The following is a 20,202-nucleotide window of genomic DNA, read 5'->3' as shown; positions in this document are numbered from 1 at the left end:
CTTTCAGTGGTAGTCCGGAATGCCCGGCATGGTCAGGAAGCCGGGGATCGCCCGGAAGCGGCGCGCCCATTTGCGCAGCGCCGGATAGGCGTCATGGTCGATGCCGAAATCGCGGCTGAGCGCGAAAGCGGGAAAAAGGGCGACGTCGGCGACGGTCGGCGCAGGACCTGCGAACCAGTCCTGCCCGGCGAAGCCGTTCACGGTCATCGCGTCCTCCATCGCGCCGATCGCCCGGCGCGCCCCTGCCCGCAGCGCCGCCTCGTCGCCCGGCGTTCCGAACAGCGCATGGGCACGGGCCCGCGATGCAACGGACAGATCGCCGGCCGCGAAGACCAGCCACTGCATCACGTGCGCGAAGCCTGCGCCGTCGACCGGCAACCATCGGCCTGAACCATCATGCGTCCGCGCGAGATGGGCGAGGATCGCCTCGGCGCCGAACAGCGTCAGGTCGCCGTCCCTCAGGATCGGCAGCGTGCCCATCGGGTTCATGGCGAGGAAGGGCGGCGTCTCCTGCTCCTTGCCGGGGAAGGCGTTGACGGCCACCGTTTCGTGCCCGACCTGAAGCATGGAGAGCGCGAGACGCACCTTGTAGCTGTTCTCGTCGAGATCGTAATTGAAGAGCACCAGCGCCATCACACCGCCTCCGCCATCGCCGCCGCGGAACGCGCGCCAGCGTCTGTTACCGCGCCCAGCCGGTGCCGAAGCGCGCGGAACCACGCAAACCAGTGCGCCTGCCCCGCGCCTGCGTAGACCGCTTCGCTGCCCTCGATCGCGACATGCAGCGCCGAGCGCGCCTCCCCCAGCCGCTGCACTCCGAGCAACAGCGTGTCGCCGCCGACCGTCAGGCGCCAGAGGGTTTCGGCAACCGGTGCCAGATCGAAACCGGCCGCGTCTGCCACGAAGGGCTGAGCAGGTGCCGCGCGCACGGCGTCGATGAGGGTCTCGGTTCGGCACGCCGCCTGCAGGCTCGCAACGGGCACCGTATCGCCTGAACCGGACGGCGGCGCGGCGCGGTCGGCCTCGGCGTCCTTGGTCGTCCAGATCATGCCGCAGGCCTCCGCCGTGGCGAAGACCGGAACGGTGATCGTCGCCGGCACCTCCAGGTCCGGATGGGCGGGAATGTAGCGGCAGCGCCCGGCGGTGTCGTACTGCCAGCCGTGGTAGAGACAGGCGATGTGGTCTCCGCGCACGAAGCCGAAGGAGAGCTTCATGCCGCGATGCGGGCAGCGATCCTCCCAGACATGGGCGGCGCCGGAATTGTCGCGCCAGACCACGTATTCGCGGCCGTCGAGATGCGTTCCGGCCGAGGTTCCGGGGTCGATGGAGCCCGAAAGGGCGACGGGGTGCCATCCAGGTGCCAAACTCATCGGTCGCTCGTCTCCATCTCCGACACGGCCGTCGCCGTGCTCCTGCAGTCCAGAACCAGGCAGTCGAGGGGGCCGAGGCTGCAGGCCATCTCGAAAGCGTCGATCAGGTCGCGCTGTCCCGTGACGTCGAGGGCAATGACGCGGTCGTCAGCCCGCAGCACCCGGGCATCGAGGTCGAGGCGCGCCGCGCGTCGTGCCGCGAAGTCCACGAAACTCGAAACGACGAAGCGGCCCTCGAAGCGGAGCCGGACAGTTCGGGTCAAAACCATGTGGGCGCCGAATTCCTGATCACCGCGAGCCTGCTTTTCAGCCTTTCTGCCTATTTTTAAGGCGCCGTATCGATCTGTCTAATTAGACATCATTTTGGGGCTTGTGCAAGCCCCGGAGGCCTGCATATTGTTGCGCTCAGATCATCAAATCGGTGCATGAGTGGGCGAAATGTCGAACAAGTCGAAGACCGACCTGCGGCCTGTCCGGCCTTTCGGACCGTGCTGCGCCACCGTCCGGCGCGGATAGAACGATGGCGATGGAGGATTTCGTCCGCGCATTGCCGAAGGTGGAGCTGCACCTGCACCTCGAAGGCGCCGTGTCGACGGCAACGTTCGCTGATCTCGCCGCGAAGAACGGCGTGGCGCTGCCCGCGGGCAAGCGGACGAGCGATCTCTACAGCTACGGCAACCTCCCGGACTTCCTGGCGATCTACGACCTCGTCTGCGCTTCGATCCGCGACAGCGGCGATTTCTCGCGCGTGACCTTCGAGGCGCTGGAGCGCTGCGCGCTGGCCGGTGCCCGCTACGTCGAGCTGTTCTTCAGCCCGCACGCGCATCTCGCGTACGGCGTTGCCTACGCCACCATGCTCGAAGGCATCCTCGACGGCTTTCGCCGTGCAAGGCAGGATTACGGCCTCGTCGCCAGGCTGATCCCGGCGCACAGCCGCGAACTCGGGCCGGAGCGCGGCGACCGCTTCCTCGACATGGTGCTCGCCGAACGGCCGGCCGAGGTGATCGGCATCGGCCTCGACTACAACGAGGCGCCGTTCCCGCCCGGACCCTTCGCCGGGACGTGGGAACGCGCCCGCGCGGCAGGCCTCAACGTCACCGCCCATGCCGGTGAATCCGGACCCGCAGCCTTCGTTCGCGACAGCATCGACCTGCTGGGCGTCTCGCGCATCGACCATGGCTACCACGTGGTCGACGACGCTGACCTGGTCGCGCGCTGCCGCGAGAGCCGCATCCCCTTCACCTGCTGCCCGAGCACGACGCTCGCCACGACCGTCTGGCGCGATCTCGCTTCGCCCGACCACGCGATCCGCCGGATGATCGAGGCGGGGCTCAACATCACCATCCATTCCGACGATCCGCCGATGTTCGGCACGACGCTCGACCGCGAATATGCGCTGATCGCCCGGAACTTCGCCCTTCCGCCGGAAGCGCTCGGCCGGATCGCGCTCGCCGGCCTCGAGGCCACCTGGCTCGACCCGGACACGAAACGGAACTGGATGGCCGACTGGTCGGCCGAAATCGACCGGCTCGTCGCCGACCACGCCTCTCCCGCCTGAACTGCCGCAACCCGCAAAGGACGCATCATGATCAAGATAAGAGACCTGACCCGCCGGGGCTTCCTCAACATCGGCGCCGCCGCCGGCGCCTCGCTGCTGCTGCCGAAGAGCGGCCTGATTTCGCCCGCCCGCGCCGCGGCACCGCTGCCGGCGGTCGCCGAGGAGGATGCCGTGATCGCCTGGGGCTATGTCGGCCCGACCGCAGACGAAGGCTGGACCTATGCGCACGATCTCGGCCGCCAGGCCGTCGCCGCAGCCTTCCCGAAGGCCAAGACGCTCTACGTCGAGAACGTGCCCTATTCGGCCGACGCCAGCCGCATCTTCCGCCAGTTCGCCTCGGAAGGCGCCAACATGATCATCGCCAACTCCAACTACGGCGACTTCATCTACGACGTCGCCAAGCGCACGCCGGAGGTGGCCTTCTACGAATGCGACGGCCGCAACCCGCTCGACAATCTCGGCACCTACTACGTCGCCCACTGGTACCCGTCCTACATCGCCGGCGTCGCCGCCGGCCTGATGTCGAAGTCGGGCAAGCTCGGCTACGTCGCTTCCTTCCCGGTGCCGTCGGTCTATTCCGGCACCAACGCCTTCCTGATGGGCGCCCGGACGGTGAAGCCGGATGCGACGCTGCAGGCGATCGTCATCAATTCGTGGTTCGATCCGCAGGCGGCCGCCCAGGCCGGCACGGCGCTCATCGACAACGGCGCCGACGTTCTCTTCGGCATCATGGACGAGGCTGCCTATCTGCAGGTCGCCGAGCAGCGCGGCGCCAAGGCCGTGATGTGGAACACCGACATCCGCCGCTACGGGCCGCAGGCCTACATCTCCTCGATCGTGGTCGACTTCAGCGCCTGGTATGTCGAGCAGGTGCGCCGCCGCATCGCCGGCGAATGGACTCCGACCGAGGACATCCTGCCGATCGGCAAGGGCGTCGACCGCGACGCCTGGGGCGAGACCGTGCCGGCCGAAGCCGCCGCGCAGGCCGACGCCATCCGCGACAAGATCATGGGCGGCTGGAGCCCGTTCGAGGGCGAGATCAAGGATGCCAAGGGCAACGTCAAGGTCGCGGCCGGCCAGCGCATGACCGAGGTCGAGCTCTACAACTGGGACTGGTCGATCGAAGGCGTCACCGGCCTCTGATCGAAGACGACGATGAACGCCCCAGAGCCGCCCGTGCCGTCGACCAGCCGTTTCGTGCCCTTGCCCGGAACGGCACCCATCGTGCAGCTCAGGGGAATCGCCAAATACTTTCCCGGCGTCACCGCCAACGAGGACGTGGACCTCGACGTGATGCCGGGCGAGATTCACGCCCTTCTGGGCGAGAACGGCGCCGGCAAGTCGACGCTGATGAACATCCTGACCGGCATCTACCAGCCGGACGCTGGCGAGATCGTCATCGACGGCTACCCGAAGAGCTTCGCTTCGCCGGTCGAGGCGATCGCCGCCGGCATCGGGATGGTCCACCAGCACTTCAAGCTGGTGAAGGCGTTCACCGTGGCGGAGAACATCCATCTCGGCTGGAGCGAGACGCCGAAGGCCGTCAGCGCGGCGGTGCTCGAAAAGCGCACGGCGGAGCTGTCGCGCGCGCTCAACCTCGCCGTCGATCCGGCCGCCCGGGTCGCCGAACTGTCGACCGGCGAACAGCAGCGTGTCGAGATCCTGCGCGTCCTGACCCGCAAGGCCCGAGTGCTGATCCTCGACGAGCCGACGGCGGTGCTGACGCCGGCCGAGGCGCACGAGCTGTTCCGCGCGCTGAAGGATTTCGTCGCGCGCGGCAACGCCGTCATCTTCATCAGCCACAAGCTGGACGAGGTGCTGGAGATCTCCGACCGCGTCACGGTGCTGCGCGCCGGACGAAAGGTGGCGACCGAGCAGACCGCCGACTGCACCGAGACCTCGCTCGCGCGACTTATGGTCGGACGCGAGATCGTGCTGTCCGACATGCGCGCGCGCGGATCCGGGGCCGCGCCCATCGGCGCCACAGTCTTGGCGCTCGAGGACGTTCGCTTCGAGGACGGCCAGGGCCATGCGGTGCTCGACGGCCTGTCGCTCTCGCTGCGCGCCGGCGAGATTCTCGGCATCGCGGGCGTCGCCGGCAACGGCCAGAAGGAGCTGACGCAGATCATCACCGGCATGCGCCGCGCGACTTCCGGCCGCATCCTGGTCGATGGGCGGGACTTCACCGCGAAGAGCGCCGCCGACTTTGCCGATTTCGGCGTCGGCCATATCCCGGAAGACCGGCTGCACAGCGGGCTGGCGCCCGCGCTGTCGATCACCGACAATTCCGTCCTCCGCGAATACGACCGGCCGCCGCTGTCGAACGGCTTCCGCTACAGCGGGCGCGCCGCCACTGCGCTCGCGCGGCAGATCGCCGAAGCCGCCTCCGTCGCCGTCCCGGACTTCGGCATGCCGGTGCGCAACCTGTCGGGCGGCAACCAGCAGCGCCTCGTCGCGCGACGCGAGATGCGCATCGCCTCGCGGGTGCTCGTCGCCGGCTATCCGAGCCGCGGCCTCGACGTCGGCGCGATCAACCTGATGATGCAGTACCTCGTAGAGCTGCGCGACAAGGGCGTCGCCGTGCTCTTCATCTCCGAGGAACTCGAGGAACTCCTCAACCTGTCCGACCGGATCGCCGTCGTGTTCCACGGCCAGGTCATGGGCATCGTCGACAGCGCGCAGGCCGACATCGACACGATCGGACTGATGATGGGCGGCAAGCGGCTCGCCGCCGACGTCCGCAAGGGACACTGAGGCATGGCCTACCGCATCCAGCGCATTCCCTCCGCGCCGCCCTCGGTGGCCTTCGCCGCCCGCGGCGCGGCCATCGTGCTCGCATTGGTGACGGCCGGCATCGTGCTCGCCGCGCTCGGCTTCAACCCGCTGGCGCTCGGCTGGCAGGTGCTGCGCACCACCTTCGGCTCCAGCTACGGGCTGGAAGACGTCGGGCTGCTGGTGATCCCGCTGATCTTCACCGGCCTGTCGGTCGCGGTCGGGCAGAAGATCGGGGCGCAGAACATCGGCGCCGAGGGCCAGTTCTATGCCGGCGCCTTCGCGGCGACGGGCGTCGCGCTCTTCGTCCCCGGACCGACCGCGCTGATCCTGCCCTTGATGTTCGTCGCCGGCGCGGTGGGCGGCCTCGTCTGGATCCTGGTGCCGACCCTGGCCCGCGCCTATGCCGACGTCAACGAGCTGATCACGACGCTGCTCCTCAACTTCGTGGCGACGCTGATGGTCTACTGGGTGGCGACCGGCCCCTGGCTCGATCCGAGCGGCCGTGCGCTCGCCACCACGGCGCGGCTGCCGCACGAGGTGCCGGAGTTCTGGGGCATCGTGCACTGGGGCCTGCCGGTGGCGGTGGTGGTGGTGCTCCTCGTCGCCGCCCTCTTCGCCTTCACCCGCTGGGGCTACGAGGTGCGCGTCGCCGGCTCCAACCCGCAGGCCGCGCGCTATGCCGGCATGCCGTTCCGCCGCCATTTGATCGTCGTGATGCTCCTGTCCGGCGCCATCGCCGGGCTTGCCGGCATGTTCGAGGTGGCCGGCACGGTGCACCGGCTGCAGGGCGGCATCTCCAACAATTTCGGCTATCTCGGCATCATGGTCGCGGTGCTCGCGCGCTCCTCGCCGATCGGCGTCCTGCCTGCGGCGGCGCTGATGGCGGTGATCCTCAATTCCGGCATCGTGCTGCAGACGCAGGGCATCACGGTCTCGACCGTGCTCGCCATCACCGGCCTGATCCTGTTCTACACCGCCATCGGCGACGAGCTCGCCCGCTACCGCATCGTGAGGGGCTGATCCTGATGGACATCATTGCGGGCATCATCCAGACCTCGATCCTGGCCGGCGGCGTTCTCGCGCTGGCGGCACTCGGCGAAGTGCTCGCCGAACGCGTCGGCGTGGTCAATCTCGGGGTCGAGGGGCTGATGGCGCTCGGCGCCGTCACCGGTATCGCCACCGTGGTCGCGACGCCCAACCCGATGCTCGGCTTCGCGCTGGCGATGGTCGTCGGCTTCTTCTTCGGCATGGTCTTCGCCGCCACGACCGTCTACCTGCGCGCCAACCAGGTGCTGTGCGGCCTGGCGCTCACGCTGATGGGAACGGGCATGGCGGCGACCATCGGGCGCGCCTATTCCGGCACGCCGGCGCCTGCCACCTTCCCGCCGATCGCGATCCCCTATCTCAGCGACATCCCGCTGCTCGGGCGCGCACTGTTCACCCAGAACATCCTCGTCTACCTGATCTACATCATCCTGCCGGTGGCGCTGCACTGGCTGATGTTCCGCACGAAGCACGGGCTCGACATGCGCGCCGTCGGCGAGAACCCGGCGGCAGCGGACGCGGCCGGCATCCCGGTCAACGCGATGCGCTTCTGGTACGTCTCGGCGGGCGCGGCGCTGGCGGCCGGCGCGGGCGCCTACCTGACGCTCGCCTTCGTGCCGTCCTGGTCGGAAGGCGTGGTGGCCGGACGGGGCTGGATCGCGGTGTCGCTCGTCATCTTCGCCGGCTACCGGCCGATCAATGCGGTCGCCGCCGCCCTGCTCTTCGGCATCATCACCTCGCTCGGCTTCGTCGGCCAGGCGCGCAACTGGCCGATTCCCTCGCCGATCCTGTCGATGCTGCCCTATCTCGGTACCATCGCCATGATCATCGTGCCCGTCCTCGCCTGGCAGAGGATGCGCCGCCTGATGGCCGCGCCCGCGGCCCTCGGCGAGCCCTATTTCCGCGACGTGCGCTAGGAGATCCCCGATGGCCCGGCTCCTGGTGAAGAACGTCGACCTGCTCGCCACCTTCGACGACGCGCGCCGGGAGATCGCGGACGGCGCCATGCTCGTCGACGGCAACGTCATCGCCGCCGTCGGCACCACGGCCGAGCTTTCCGGGCTGAAGGCGGACGAGGTGCTCGACCTGTCCGGTCACGTGGTCATGCCCGGCATGGTCAACACCCATCACCACATGTACCAGAACCTCACCCGGGTGATGGTGCAGGACGACGAGCTGCTGGTCTGGTTGAAGACGCTCTACCCGATCTGGGCGCGGCTCGACGACGACGCCATCCGCATCTCGGCGAAGGTGGCGATGGCTGAGCTCATCCATTCCGGCTGCACGACCAGTTCCGACCACCTCTATATCCTGCCCAACGACTGCACGCTCGATTCCACCATCGAGGCGGCGCGGGAGATCGGCTTGCGCTTCCATGCGGCACGCGGTGCCATGTCGCGCGGCGAGAGCCAGGGCGGCCTGCCGCCGGACAGCTGTGTCGAGAACGAGGACGCGGTCCTGAAGGACGCCGAGCGGCTGATCGGCCGCTACCACGACGCTTCGCGGCACTCGATGAGCCGCATCGTGCTCGCCCCTTGCTCGCCCTTCTCGGTGACGCCGGACCTGATGCGCAATGCCGCCGCACTGGCGCGCAGCCATCCCGGCGTGCGGCTCCATTCGCATCTCGCAGAGGAGCTTTTCGAAGAGACCTATTGCCACGACATCTACGGCATGCGGCCGGTGGAGTTCGCCGAATCGGTCGGCTGGCTCGGCGACGACGTCTGGTTCGCGCATTCGATCTTCATGACCAGCGCCGAGATCGACCGCTTTGCCGCCACAGGCACGGGCGTGGCGCACTGCCCCTCGGCCAACATGCGCTGCGGCCAGGGCATCGCCAAGGTGCGCGAGATGCTCGACAAGGGCGTCAAGGTCGGCCTCGGCGTCGACGGCTCGGCCTCGAACGACACGTCGAACCTGTTCATGGAGGCGCGGCTGGCGCTGATGCTGCAGCGCGTGGCGCCGCACCAGTATCTCTCGGAGGCGCCGGGCGGGCGCGGCGGCTTCGGCGGCACGCCCTCGGCGCTGTCGGCGCGCGAGGCGCTGACGATGGCCACGCGCGGCGGCGCGGCCCTGCTCGGCCGCGACGACATCGGATATCTCGCGCCGGGCATGAGCGCCGACTTCATCGCCGTGAAGCGCAGCCAGCTCGGCCTGTCGGGCACTGAGCGCGACCCGCTGGCAGCACTCGTCCTGTGCGGACCGTTCAAGGTCGACCATTCCTTCATCGACGGGCGGCAGGTCGTCGCCAGGGGCGAGTTCGTCAGCTTCGACGTCGAGGCCGCCCTTGCCGAACACGCCGCCACGATGGATCGTGTCTACGATGCCTGAGCAAGGGAGCGCCGCCATGACCCTGAAGCCCGCCGAGAAAGCCGCCCTCGACCAGTGGTACTGCATCGACGCCGTCGCCGACATTCCGCCGGGGCCGAGCACCAACCGCCTGCTCGGCTACGATCTCGCCGTGACGCGCAAGGGTGAGGACTTCGCCGTGACGCGCACCGACACCGCCGCGGCACTGCCCACGCGGTTGCGCTACGGCTATCTCTGGACGACGCTTGGAGAGCCCGCGCGCGACGTGCTGCCGATCCCCGAAGCCGACGAGGAGGATCGCCGGCTGGTGGTCTGCGGCGCGATCTCGGTGAAGTCGTCGGCGCCGCGCGTGGTCGAGAACTTCCTCGACATGGCGCACTTCCCCTTCGTGCACACCGACATCCTGGGCTCGGAACCGCACACCGAGGTGCTGCACTACACCACCGAAATCCGCCGCGACATCGACGAGGTCTGGGCCACCAACTGCCAGTTCTTCCAGCCGCAGGCAGCGCTTTCGGCCAAGGAAGGCATCATGACGCAGTACCAGTACCGCGTCGCCGATCCTTTCGCGGTGCTGCTCTACAAGACCTGTCCCAACTCGACCAACCGCTGGGACGTGATCTGCCTCTTCGTGCAGCCGGTCGACCCGGAATTCTGCCGCGCCCACCCGGTGATGTTCCTGATCGACGAGGTCTCGACGGTGACGGAGCTCGTCGCCTTCCAGCAGGTGATCTTCCTGCAGGACCGCATCATCCTGGAAAACCAGCGGCCGCTGCTGCTGCCGCTCGAGCCGCGCGCCGAGATCCCGACGCGCGCGGACGCCTCCTCGGTCGCCTACCGGCGCTGGCTCAAGGAGAAGGGCATCGTCTACGGCACGACGGCGCAGGCGGCATGAACGGGCCGGCTCGCGGCCCCGACATCGCCATCGTCGATGCCACCATCCTGCCGATGGGCGGGGCGGGCAAGATCGCGCGCGGCACGCTGACGATCCGCGGCAACGCCATCGAGGCGGTCGGCCCCGCCGGCACGATCGACGTCTCTGGGGCTGCAAAGACCATCGACGCCCGCGGTCGGGTGGTGATGCCGGGCTTCGTCAACTGCCACACCCACATCGCCTCCAACATGCTGCTGCGCGGCCTCCTGGAAGACGTGCAGCTGTTCGAATGGCTGTCGACCATGTGGCGGCTGAAGCGCAACTTCGATCCCGACACACTCTACTGGGCGAGCCTGGCGGGCCTCGCGGAAATGGCCAAGGCCGGCATCACCACCTTCAACGAGCATTTCGACGCCTATGCGGTCGAGCCGGAGATCGAGGCGCTGCAGCGCATCCCGCTGCGCGCCACGCTCGGCTACGGCTTCGCGGACCGGGGCATCTATGCCTCGATCACCGACTGGTCGTGGAAGACGCTGGAGAATTTCGGCGACCTCGCGTCGAAGCACCACCGCTCGGGCGGCGACCGCATCCATCTGGCGCTGTCGCCGCACGCGCCCTATTCCTGCGGCGCCGACATGTTCCGCCTGGTGCGCGCGGTGGCCGACGCGCACGAGGTGGCGATCCACACCCACCTCGCCGAGGGGCCGCAGGAGGTCGCCTATGTCGCCGATACCTACGGCACGACGCCTGTGCAATGGGTCCATTCGCTGGGCTTCCTCGGTCCCGACGTGACGGCCGCGCACTGCACGCAGCTCACCGACGACGACATCGCGATCATGGCCGAAACCGGCACCCGCATCGGCCATTGCCCGTGCTGCAACGCCAAGCTCAATTCCGGCACGATGCGCCTGCGCGACGTGCGGGCCGCGGGCATACCGGTCGGGCTCGCGACCGACGGGCCGGCGAGCCACAACACGCTCGACATGTTCCAGGAGATGAAGTTCGCCGGCATGATCCACAAGGACAGGACCGGCGACGTCGAGTTCCTGAAGACCGGCGAACTGCTCGAGATGGCGACGGCGGGCGCGGCCATCGCCATGAACCGTCCCGAGACCGGCGTGCTGGCGCCAGGCCGCAAGGCCGACGTCATCATCATCGACCTCGACCGCCTGCACTGCCTGCCGGTCTATGACGAGGCCGCGGCGCTGGTCTATTCGGCGCGCGCCGACGACGTGGCGACGACCATCGCCGACGGCAGGATCGTGATGGAGGAGCGCGTGCTCGCAGGCGTGGACGAAGCGGAGATCCGCGCGAAGTTCCGCGAGAAGGCGCTGGCGCTGCGCGACCGCAGCCTCCAGGCAGGCGCATGACCGACAGGCCCGACCTTCGCGGACGCACGCTGCTGGCCTCCGGCTTCCACGCGCCGGCGCGCGGCACGATCGAAGAGCTCGACGATGCGCTGATCGCCATCGGCGACGACGGTACGATCATCTCCGTCACGCGACCCGGCGACCCCGGCTACGACGATGCGAAGCGGGAGGCGTCCCGGGCAGGCAGGCTGGCGACGCTGCCGGCCGGCACGATCCTCCTGCCCGGCTTCGTCGATCTCCACATCCACGCGCCGCAATATGCCCAGCTTGGCCGCGGGCTCGACGTGCCGCTGGAGGTCTGGCTGCATCGCTACACCTTTCCGCTGGAGGCGAAGTACGCCGACACGGCCTTCGCGGCCCGTGTCTACCGCCGGCTGGTCGACGACCTTCTGGCCAACGGCACGACGACCGCGCTCTACTTCGCCACCGCCCATATCGAGGCGAGCAATCTGCTCGCCGAAATCTGCCTCGAGCGCGGCCAGCGCGCGCTGGTCGGCAAGGTGGCGATGGACGATCCGGCCGGCTGCCCCGCCTACTACCGCGACGCCTCGCCCGAAGCTGCCGTGGAGGGGACGCGCGCGGTGATCGAGCACATCCGCGCCATGCCCGGCAATGGCGGCGGGCGGGTGCTGCCGGTGGTGACGCCGCGCTTCATCCCCGCCTGCACCGATGCCGCCCTGCAGGGCCTCGGCGACCTCGCGCGTGCCTGTGGCTGCCGCGTGCAGACGCATGTCTCGGAGAGCGACTGGGCGCATGGCCACGTGCTCGCACGCCACGGCATGACGGATGCGGCGAGCCTCGACCGGTTCGGCCTGCTGACCGAGGGTGGCGTCGTGGCGCATGCCAATTTCCTCACCCCGGACGACATGGACCTTCTCGCCGCGCGCGGCACCGCGGTGGCGCACTGCCCGGTCTCCAACGCCTATTTCGCCGGCGCGGTATTCCCGCTTAAGGCGGCCCTGGAAAAAGGCGTCCGCGTCGGGCTCGGCACCGACATCTCCGGCGGGCCGATCGCCACGATCCTCGACGCCATGCGCGGCGCCGTGATGGTCTCGCGCATGCTGGAGAGCGGCGTCGATCCCGACCTTGCTCCGGGAAGCCGCAGCCGCCATGGCGGAACGCGGATCGACTTCCGCGACGCCTTCCATCTCGCCACCGCCGGCGGCGGCGCCGCACTCGGCCTGCCGGTCGGCCGTTTCGAGTCCGGCTGTCCCTTCGACGCCCTCGCGGTCGACTGCGAGGCGGCCGACGGCGGCATCCGCCTGTGGGGCGGGGAGGCCGGCGACGATCTTCTGCAGACCATCCTCTACACCGCCACGCGATCCAACCTTGCCCGCGTCTGGGTCGGTGGTGCGCCGGTGCGCTGAGGATCCTGTCATCGAGAGGTTCGCACGCAAAGGCGGGCAGGTCCCCTCGTGGCCGGCTCTGCCGTTGACGAAACCAGACACTGCGTTACATCGCAATCGATCCAATTGCCTTTGATGATAGGATTCGTCATGCCAGCCAAGGTCGTCTACAGCACCAGCGCAACTGCCACCGGCGGACGGGATGGACGTGCCACGACCGCCGATGGGGCGCTCGACGTCAGGCTGGTGGTGCCGAAGGAACTTGGCGGGCCGGGTGGAGAAGGCGCCAACCCCGAGCAGCTTTTCGCGGCCGGATATTCGGCGTGCTTTCTCGGTGCACTCAAGTTCTATGCAGGCCAGAAGAAGGTGAAGGTGCCCGAAGACGCGAAGGTGACGGTCACGGTCGGCATCGGCCCGCGGGAGGACGCCGGCTTCGGGCTCGATGTGAAGATCGCGGTCGAACTTCCTGGTATCGAGCGGTCGGTCGCCGAAGATCTGGTGGCCGGTGCGCATCACGTCTGCCCCTACTCACACGCGACGAAGGGGGCTCTTTCCATCACCCCTTCGGTGGTGTGAGTTCCGGCTCGGCGACTTCCGTATCTTTCGGTGAGGACCCGAATCGCTCAACGCCGTTCGAGTTCCGCGATGAGCGACTTCATCTCCGCGATCTCGTTGCGCTGCGCCTCGATGATACCGTCCGCGAGTTCACGAACCCGGGGATCGGAAATATGCGCGCGCGTGCTCGTTAGTATCGCGATCGAGTGATGCGGTATCATCGCCTTCATGTAGTCGACGTCGTCAACCGTCTCCTGGCTGCGGACCAGCCACAGCGACCCCGCAAAGACGATGAAGGCCGTCGCCATGATCGCCAGATTGACTGTCGTACGGGCGTACATCGACCACATCCATCCGAGCATGACGACCGCCATCGCAGCTCCCATCAGCAGAGCCATCCATGCCCGTGTCTCGCTCCAGAAGATGTGATCTAGAGCCCATGTATTCAGATACATGAGGCCGTACATGACGATTGTCGAACTTGCGATCATCGCACCGAAGCGCCCATAGCTCATGGCAGACCCTTTCTGACGCGTCATCCTTTTCAGTCTGGCGATCGACGCCCGTTGATTGCACAACCGACGGCCGGCCGGTCTGTTCCCGCGACGCTGGTCTACCAGGGAAGGCGTTCGCCGGTCCGGTCGAAGAACCCTCCGCTGTCGCTGGCGGTCAGGCGATCGAGGCAGGCCAGGATGGAGACTGCCGCCGATTCTGAGTCAGCCACGGCCAGTCCAGCCTTCGCGAAGGGAGACGACAGGCGCGTGTCGACGGTTCCGGGGTGGATCGCGACGCAGAGCGCTTCCGGCCTGTGACGGGCCAGTTCGATGGCGGCGGTGCGGACCAGCTGGTTCAGCGCGGCCTTCGATGCCCTGTAGGCGTACCAGCCGCCCAGCCGGTTGTCGCCGATGCTTCCGACCTTCGCCGAGAGAACCGCAAGCACGCTGCGGCCTCGGCGCGGCAGCCGCGGGAGGATATGCTTCATCACCAGGGCTGGCCCGATCGCGTTGACGGAGAAGGACCTCGCCAGCGCCGCCGGGTCAATGTCACGGATGGCTTTTTCCGGTCGGATCCCCTCCCCATGAAGCAGACCGGTTGCGACCAGGCACAGGCGGATATCCCCGCAAGCCGCCGCGCGGATCGCAGCCGCCTCGACCGATGCCTCGTTCTCGACGTCCAGCGCGGGCTCGCTGCTGCGGGACAGGGAGAGCACATGCCTATACCGGCCCGATGCTTCGGCCGCCCCGACCAGCGCAGAGCCGATCCCGCCGCGTGCACCCACGACCACAGCAATCCCCTTGTCCGTGGATGTCGCCATGGAGGGATCGTCGCCCGGGGTCGTCATGCCGTCGCTCGTCGAACGACGGTCGCGGTGTCATCGGCATCCGCTTCTTCGTCGCCTCTCCGCATCCTCCACCCCATCCTCGCCGGAGAACGGCCGGCTACGTCACAACCTAGGTCTGCCCGGCGCTCCGTCCAGAACCATCGTTTCGGCAGCGGTGATCCGCCGTCGACCTGCTCGCGTATCTGCCGAGGTTCCATTGGAGGCAGGACATGAAAGCTGTGATCGCTGCGGCCGGCCTGGCCGCGACCCTCGTGACCGCCAACGCTGCGGCATCCGAGCCGGTTTCCGGGTCGAAGCTGGTCGATCTGGTGAGCGGAAAGCGCGTCTATCTCGCGGTCCCGCTGGGCGGCGAGTTTCCGCTGCACTACAAGCCGGGCGGCCTCGTGACAGGGGACGGTACCCGGGTGGGACTGGGCCGCTTCTTCGCGCCGAAGGAGACCGGCCGCTGGTGGGTCGACGGAAAGCGCCTCTGCCAGAAGTGGCCGACCTGGTACAAGGGTCAGACGTCCTGTTTCACGATCGTTCCGACGGGGCCCGGTCGCATCAGCTGGACGCGCGACGACGGGACGACTGGCAAGGCGCGGATCGAAGGCTGAAGCCGCTCGCGATCCAGCGCTGCACCAAGCTCGCTGCGAGAGGGCGGGCCTGGTGATTGCGGATCCTGCCGGCAGGCGAGCGCTGTTGCGCGTCAGGACGTGGTTCCGATCACGACCGGATGGGGATCGGCGCCTCCGGCCCCTTTACAACACCGCAGGAAGCGCGCGACAGGATTGCGTCCATCTTCGGAGGCATCGGGCTCATGACGGCGGCAAGTCCTGCGGTGACGGCGAACATGGCCGCAGGCCTCGTGCCGAAGGGTCGTATCGGTTGCCTGGGCGGCGCGGTGCTCGACCGGAAGTATCACGCCCGGAACCCGCTGATTGCGGCCACCTCGAATCCGGCACGCGGTTCGCGCAGCTTCGGGGGCGTCGCACGCAACGTGGCGGAGAACCTGGCGCGGCTCGGCGTCGAGACCTGCTTCGTGTCGGTCGTCGGCGATGACGAGGGGGGACGCGCGCTGCTGAGCCAGTTGCGAGACCTCGGCGTCGACGTGAGCAGCGTCGGGCTCATCGACGGTCACCCGACCGCCGAATACGTCGCCATACTCGGACCGGACAACGATCTGGCGCTCGGGATAGCCGACATGGACGTCTTCGAGGCGTTCGGACCCGAGATGCTCGACCGTATCTGGGAAGCGCTGGCCGCCTGCGACTGGGTCTTCATCGACTGCAACCTGCCGGCCGAGACCATCGCGGCATTGATGGCGCGCAAGAGCGAGGCCCGCTTCCGGTTGGCCGTCGACACCGTTTCGTCGCCGAAGGCGCTTCGCCTGCCCGAAAACCTCGCAGCCATCGACCTGCTCTTCACCAATGTGGACGAGGCGAACACCTTGCTTGGCCTCGACCCGGCCGCTCGGCTGAGCGCCACCGAGGCCGCAGTGGCGTTGCGCGGACGCGGGGCGGCCGATGTGGTGGTGACCATGGGAGCGCGAGGGTCGGCGATCGTCACGGAAGCGGGCGCACGGTTTCAGGATGCCTTCCCCGCCCGACCGGTGGATATAACAGGCGCTGGCGACGCGATGATCGCCGGTACGCTGTTTGCACTTGTGGCCGGCGCGTCTCTCGACGATGCCGCCCGGACCGGGGCGCTGGTCGCGGCGATGACGGTCGAGAGTCCGTTCAGTGTCCGGCCGGACCTGTCACCTGACATGCTCGCGGATCTGCCGGTCCCCCCGTCCGCTCGATAGAACGGTCCATCGGCTCGCAGCGACGATCTACCCGCTCTCTGGTCGATCCTTCGTATCTGCAGCTTCGCCTTCCCTCCCGCACGTTGACAACGTCGTTCGCCAACAACAAGATGGTTAGCGGATGGTTAACGGGCAGTCTCGGAGGGGGATCCATGAAAGCACTCGCGTCATTATCGACATTGGCCGGCCTCGTCATGGCGACGCCGCTCCATGCTCAGCCGGTTGAATACGTACGGATCTGCGATGCATATGGGGCGGGCTATTTCTACATCCCCGGGACGGAGACCTGCGTACACGCGAGCACCGGCCAGACCCGTCGCGAGACGATGGATGGCACGGAGTTCGGCGAGACGGATCTCGCACGCCGTCTTTCTTCGCTCGAAGAGCGCATGGGGATCGAGACATTCTCCCAGATCGCGATTTCCAACGCACTCCAGAGCCCGAATCTGGTCGCCGGAGAGACGTTCGGGCTCAGGCTCAACTGGGGCACGGCGGAGGAAAGTCATGCCTTCGGCCTGTCGGGTGCGGTGTCCTTCGGAGACGGTCTCTTTGCCGACGGCCGGGGCCGCATGAGCGGCTATGGTGGCGTCGCCTTCAGCGGCGATTCCGTCGGCGGCAATGCGGGGCTGCAGCTCAGCTGGTAGCGCCCGGAAAGCCGCCCACGTCATCAGTGCAGAATCGACCCCGGCAGTTCCAGGATGGGGATCCTGTCCCGGCAGCCTCGGGGGACCGGTCGAAGTCCTTCTACCCGATCATCCAGAGGCTGATCTGCGGGAAGGCGATCAGCAGCAGCAAGGCAAGAAGCTGCAGCAGGACGAAGGGGATGATGCCGCGGTAGATCGTTCCGATCGAAATTCCCCCGGCTACGCCGCGCAGGTAGAACAGGGCATAGCCGAAGGGCGGGGTGAGAAACGACGTCTGCATGTTGACGGCGAGCGCGATGGCGAACCACGTCAGCGTCTCGTTCTGCGTCATCCCGAAATCCAGGCTGGCGACCACCGGAGCCACCAGCGGCACGACGACGAGCGCGATCTCTACCCAGTCGAGGAAGAAGCCCAGCAGGAAGACCAGCGCCATGATGGCGAAGAGCACGACATAGGGACCCGTTCCCAGCGCGTCGAAGGCATGGATGACCATCTGGTCGCCGCCGAGCCTGCGGAAGATGACGGAGAAAATCGTCGCTCCGATCATCACGAAGACGATCATCGCCGTGGTCTTGGTGGTGTCGCGCAGCGCGGTCCGCAGCGTGTCGAAGTTGAGGTTCCCGGACAGGAGCGCGAGCAGCATCGCGCCGGCTGCGCCGATGGCGGCGGCTTCTGTCGGCGTCGCGATCCCGGTGATGATGGTTCCGAGCACGGATGCGATCAGCAGGATCGGGGCAAGGAGATCGCGTGCAAGGCCGGTCATCGCCGCCATGCGGCTTTGCGCATGGACATGCTCGGCCGGAGGCATGCGGTGCGGCTGGAAGACCGCGACCGCGATCAGATAGAGGACGTAGAGCGCAGCCAGCAGAAGGCCCGGACCGATCGCGCCCACGAAGAGGTCGCCGACGGAGATGCGCAATTGGTCGCCGAGCACGATCAGCATGATCGACGGCGGGATGAGGATGCCGAGGGTTCCGGACGCGGCGATGAGGCCCGTCGAAATGCGCGGATCGTAACGGGCCTGGGTCATCGCGGGCAGCGCCATCATGCCCATCAGAACGACCGACGCTCCGATGATGCCGGTGGAGGCCGCCACGACGATGCCGATGATGGCCACCGCGAAGGCGTAGCCGCCGGGCAACCGTCCGAACAACGCCGCGAGCGATCGCAGGAGGCGTTCGGCAACGCCCGACCGTTCCAGCATCAGCCCCATGAAGACGAAGAGCGGGATCGCGATCAGCAGCCAGTTGGTGAGGATGCCGGAAAAGATCCGCGAGACGCCGGTGGACAGGAAGATCATCGGCACGCCTGCCGCGACCGCGAACACGATGCCGATGCCCGACAGCACGAAGCCCACCGGATAGCCCGAGAAGACGCCGAGTATCAGCGCGACCAGCATCGCCATCGGCCAGAAGTACTCGATCATCGGTCGTCGCCAGACAGTGCCCCGGGCGAGGGCTGCAGAAGGGAATGGAACGTGGCAGCCGCTCGGACGAGCGCGCCTATGCCGAGAAGCGCGAAGCCTGCCGGAATGATCGCCTTGATGAGCCAGCGATCCATCAGGCCGCCATAGCTCGAGCCCTCGCCGGAATTGAAGGCCGACAGCGTGAAGCTCCACCCATACCAGACGATGATGACGCAGAAGGGAAGGAGGAAGACGAGGTCGCCGAGGAGGGACAGGCCAAGACGGACACTGCGGGGGAGCCCTGCGGAGAAGACGTCGACGCTGACGTGCTGGTCGTCGCGGAAGGCATAGACCCCGCCGAAGATCGCAATGATCGCGAAGATGTACCATTGCAGGTCGGCCAGCGAGTTCACGGTGATCGCGTTGCCGAGGACGGGGATGGCGCTTTCCCATCGCAGGAAGGCGTTCCACCCCGTCTGGGCGGCCAGGACCGTCAGCAGCACGGAGGCGATCAGCGGCAGGATCAGCCAGCCGACGAGTTCGCCCGGCTTCACGAGGGCACGAAACACCGCATCTGTGAACCGTTTCAAGACCACCTCCCAGATCGCGCACGTCCAGGAGACGCGCGGCCATGCGCCGTCCGCGCGACGGGGCCCGGCGAGCCGGGCCCGCCCGTTCCTTAGCGCGGAAGAGCCTGAAGTTCAGCCCAGCGCGCGGTACGATCGATGTAAGCGGTCAGCGACTCGTAGGCCTCCTTGAAGATCGGATCCTTCGCGGCCTCCTCCCGCATCACCTCCGACGCCGCGGTCCGCATGGCGGCAAGCACTTCGTCGGGGAAGCGCTTGACGGTGGCGCCGGCGGCCTCGATCTCCTCGATGGCGGCGACCTGCGCGTTCAGCTGGTCGGCCATGTTTTCGGTGATGTTGGCCTTGCAGGCCTCGACCATGATCTTCTGCTGATCCTCGGAGAATCCCTTCCAGACATCCATGTTGATGATGATGGAGTCCCAGCTGGAGGGCTGGTGCCAGCCGGGGAAGTAGTAGTTCTTGACGATCTTCTGGAAACCGAAACCCTTGTCGAGTTGCGGTGCGGAGAACTCCGCTGCGTCGATGCGGCCGGTCTCCAGCGACACGTAGATCTCGCCCGCGGGAACGAGCTGGGTGTTGGCGCCGAGCTTCGCCAGCGCCTTGCCGCCGAGGCCGGCGATGCGCATGTTGAGACCCTTCAGATCGTCGGCGCTGTTGATGTCCTTGTTGAACCAGCCGCCGGCTTCCGGCACGACCAGGTGGCAGGGAATGATCTTCACGCCGTGCGGGTCGTAGGCCTTCTGGATGATTTCCAGCCCGCCGCCGTTGAACATCCAGCCGAGCGCGATTTCGGGCGAGGGTCCGAAAGGCATGGAGCCGATGAGGTTGGCGACGGGAATGGTGCCCGCCCAGTAGCCGATCCAGTCGAAGCCCATCGGGATCGCGCCGGTGGAGACCGCGCCGAAGACCTCGAACGGAGGCACGAAGTCGCCCGCTCCATGCACCTTGATGTCGACCGCGCCGGCCGTCATCAGCCGCACCTTCTCGGCCCAGTTGACGGGGCTCGGACCGATCGACGGCACGTTGAGACCGAACACGCTCTGAAGATCGAAGCTCTGGGCCATGGCCGACCCGGTGAATGCAACGGACGCCGCCAGGGCGGCGGCAACGACGTAATGTCTCATCTCTTCCTCCCAATAGCCGCGCGACGGCGGCGCTTCGCCTGCGGGGAACGAAGGGGCATCGCCACCGACGTCCTCCCGGAGCAGTCGCTATCTTGCAAATTCCGCAGCTTGGCTCAAT

Annotated in this window: 21 protein-coding genes; 13 read left to right on the top strand and 8 right to left on the bottom strand. The window is 67.5% G+C overall.

The window, feature by feature from the left end:
* Nucleotides 1-3 precede the first annotated feature (3 nt).
* From IAI54_RS21275 to IAI54_RS21265, 3 genes are read right to left on the bottom strand one after another with little or no spacing between them, the layout of a single operon-like run.
* On the bottom strand, nt 4-633 hold the full coding sequence (locus IAI54_RS21275) for a glutathione S-transferase family protein (RefSeq protein WP_187969089.1): 630 nt from the start codon (nt 631-633) through the stop codon (nt 4-6).
* Entirely contained in the window at nt 633-1,367 is a 735-nt protein-coding gene (locus IAI54_RS21270; RefSeq protein WP_187969088.1) for a Rieske (2Fe-2S) protein, read from the bottom strand. Before IAI54_RS21270 ends, IAI54_RS21275 begins: the two co-directional genes overlap by 1 nt.
* Nucleotides 1,364-1,636 (bottom strand): hypothetical protein, encoded by a 273-nt coding sequence (locus tag IAI54_RS21265; protein WP_187969087.1) that lies wholly within the window; start codon nt 1,634-1,636, stop codon nt 1,364-1,366. The genes IAI54_RS21270 and IAI54_RS21265 overlap by 4 nt, the downstream gene beginning before the upstream one ends.
* 251 nt (nt 1,637-1,887) lie before the next feature.
* Between IAI54_RS21265 and add the strand changes: the two genes are divergently transcribed.
* The 10 genes from add (at nt 1,888) to IAI54_RS21215 (ending at nt 13,217) form a co-directional block, all read left to right on the top strand.
* Complete coding sequence (add, locus tag IAI54_RS21260; protein ID WP_187969086.1) at nt 1,888-2,925, top strand: adenosine deaminase; 1,038 nt, start codon at nt 1,888-1,890, stop codon at nt 2,923-2,925.
* A gap of 27 nt (nt 2,926-2,952) precedes the next feature.
* Nucleotides 2,953-4,068 carry a BMP family ABC transporter substrate-binding protein gene (locus IAI54_RS21255; protein ID WP_187969085.1) on the top strand — a complete coding sequence of 372 codons (1,116 nt, stop codon included), beginning with the start codon at nt 2,953-2,955 and terminating at the stop codon, nt 4,066-4,068.
* Nucleotides 4,069-4,080: 12 nt separating this feature from the next.
* Nucleotides 4,081-5,679, top strand: a complete 1,599-nt coding sequence (locus IAI54_RS21250) for an ABC transporter ATP-binding protein (RefSeq protein WP_187969084.1) — start codon at nt 4,081-4,083, stop codon at nt 5,677-5,679.
* 3 nt (nt 5,680-5,682) lie between these two features.
* Nucleotides 5,683-6,720, top strand: a complete 1,038-nt coding sequence (locus tag IAI54_RS21245; protein WP_187969083.1) for an ABC transporter permease — start codon at nt 5,683-5,685, stop codon at nt 6,718-6,720.
* A 5-nt stretch (nt 6,721-6,725) separates the two neighbouring features.
* Nucleotides 6,726-7,661 carry an ABC transporter permease gene (locus IAI54_RS21240; RefSeq protein WP_187969082.1) on the top strand — a complete coding sequence of 312 codons (936 nt, stop codon included), beginning with the start codon at nt 6,726-6,728 and terminating at the stop codon, nt 7,659-7,661.
* Nucleotides 7,662-7,671: 10 nt separating this feature from the next.
* Nucleotides 7,672-9,072, top strand: coding sequence for an 8-oxoguanine deaminase (locus IAI54_RS21235; RefSeq protein WP_187969081.1), 1,401 nt, complete (start codon nt 7,672-7,674; stop codon nt 9,070-9,072).
* A 16-nt stretch (nt 9,073-9,088) separates the two neighbouring features.
* Nucleotides 9,089-9,946 (top strand): aromatic ring-hydroxylating oxygenase subunit alpha, encoded by an 858-nt coding sequence (locus IAI54_RS21230; RefSeq protein ID WP_187969080.1) that lies wholly within the window; start codon nt 9,089-9,091, stop codon nt 9,944-9,946.
* Nucleotides 9,943-11,295: an amidohydrolase family protein gene (locus IAI54_RS21225; protein ID WP_235679128.1), complete on the top strand. Its 1,353-nt coding sequence runs from the start codon at nt 9,943-9,945 to the stop codon at nt 11,293-11,295. Before IAI54_RS21230 ends, IAI54_RS21225 begins: the two co-directional genes overlap by 4 nt.
* The gene (gene guaD / locus IAI54_RS21220; protein WP_187969079.1) at nt 11,292-12,662 is read left to right on the top strand and encodes a guanine deaminase; all 1,371 of its coding nucleotides are present in this window, start codon (nt 11,292-11,294) and stop codon (nt 12,660-12,662) included. Before IAI54_RS21225 ends, guaD begins: the two co-directional genes overlap by 4 nt.
* 129 nt (nt 12,663-12,791) lie before the next feature.
* Entirely contained in the window at nt 12,792-13,217 is a 426-nt protein-coding gene (locus IAI54_RS21215; protein WP_187969078.1) for an organic hydroperoxide resistance protein, read from the top strand.
* 47 nt (nt 13,218-13,264) lie between these two features.
* On the opposite strand, the gene IAI54_RS21210 is transcribed toward IAI54_RS21215, so the two are convergent.
* Together IAI54_RS21210 and IAI54_RS21205 are read right to left on the bottom strand one after the other, a co-directional pair.
* A complete protein-coding gene (locus tag IAI54_RS21210; protein ID WP_187969077.1) occupies nt 13,265-13,711 on the bottom strand; it encodes a DUF305 domain-containing protein in 447 nt (148 codons plus the stop codon).
* A 98-nt stretch (nt 13,712-13,809) separates the two neighbouring features.
* Entirely contained in the window at nt 13,810-14,538 is a 729-nt protein-coding gene (locus IAI54_RS21205) for an SDR family NAD(P)-dependent oxidoreductase (protein ID WP_235679127.1), read from the bottom strand.
* Between the two features lie 209 nt (nt 14,539-14,747).
* Here IAI54_RS21205 and IAI54_RS21200 point away from each other — a divergent pair, with 209 nt between their 5' ends.
* The 3 genes from IAI54_RS21200 (at nt 14,748) to IAI54_RS21190 (ending at nt 16,968) form a co-directional block, all read left to right on the top strand.
* The gene (locus tag IAI54_RS21200) at nt 14,748-15,134 is read left to right on the top strand and encodes a hypothetical protein (protein WP_187969076.1); all 387 of its coding nucleotides are present in this window, start codon (nt 14,748-14,750) and stop codon (nt 15,132-15,134) included.
* A gap of 119 nt (nt 15,135-15,253) precedes the next feature.
* Nucleotides 15,254-16,324: a carbohydrate kinase family protein gene (locus IAI54_RS21195; protein WP_187969075.1), complete on the top strand. Its 1,071-nt coding sequence runs from the start codon at nt 15,254-15,256 to the stop codon at nt 16,322-16,324.
* 152 nt (nt 16,325-16,476) lie between these two features.
* Complete coding sequence (locus IAI54_RS21190; protein WP_187969074.1) at nt 16,477-16,968, top strand: porin; 492 nt, start codon at nt 16,477-16,479, stop codon at nt 16,966-16,968.
* A 100-nt stretch (nt 16,969-17,068) separates the two neighbouring features.
* On the opposite strand, the gene IAI54_RS21185 is transcribed toward IAI54_RS21190, so the two are convergent.
* The 3 genes from IAI54_RS21185 to IAI54_RS21175 form a co-directional block, all read right to left on the bottom strand.
* Nucleotides 17,069-18,394: a TRAP transporter large permease gene (locus IAI54_RS21185; RefSeq protein ID WP_187969073.1), complete on the bottom strand. Its 1,326-nt coding sequence runs from the start codon at nt 18,392-18,394 to the stop codon at nt 17,069-17,071.
* Nucleotides 18,391-18,963, bottom strand: coding sequence for a TRAP transporter small permease subunit (locus IAI54_RS21180; protein WP_187969072.1), 573 nt, complete (start codon nt 18,961-18,963; stop codon nt 18,391-18,393). Before IAI54_RS21180 ends, IAI54_RS21185 begins: the two co-directional genes overlap by 4 nt.
* An 89-nt stretch (nt 18,964-19,052) precedes the next feature.
* Nucleotides 19,053-20,084 carry a TRAP transporter substrate-binding protein gene (locus IAI54_RS21175; protein WP_187969071.1) on the bottom strand — a complete coding sequence of 344 codons (1,032 nt, stop codon included), beginning with the start codon at nt 20,082-20,084 and terminating at the stop codon, nt 19,053-19,055.
* Nucleotides 20,085-20,202: the final 118 nt, after the last annotated feature.

The organism is Aquibium microcysteis, from assembly GCF_014495845.1.
GTDB classification, from domain to species: domain Bacteria; phylum Pseudomonadota; class Alphaproteobacteria; order Rhizobiales; family Rhizobiaceae; genus Aquibium; species Aquibium microcysteis.
This window is presented reverse-complemented; position numbering and strand designations above follow the sequence as displayed.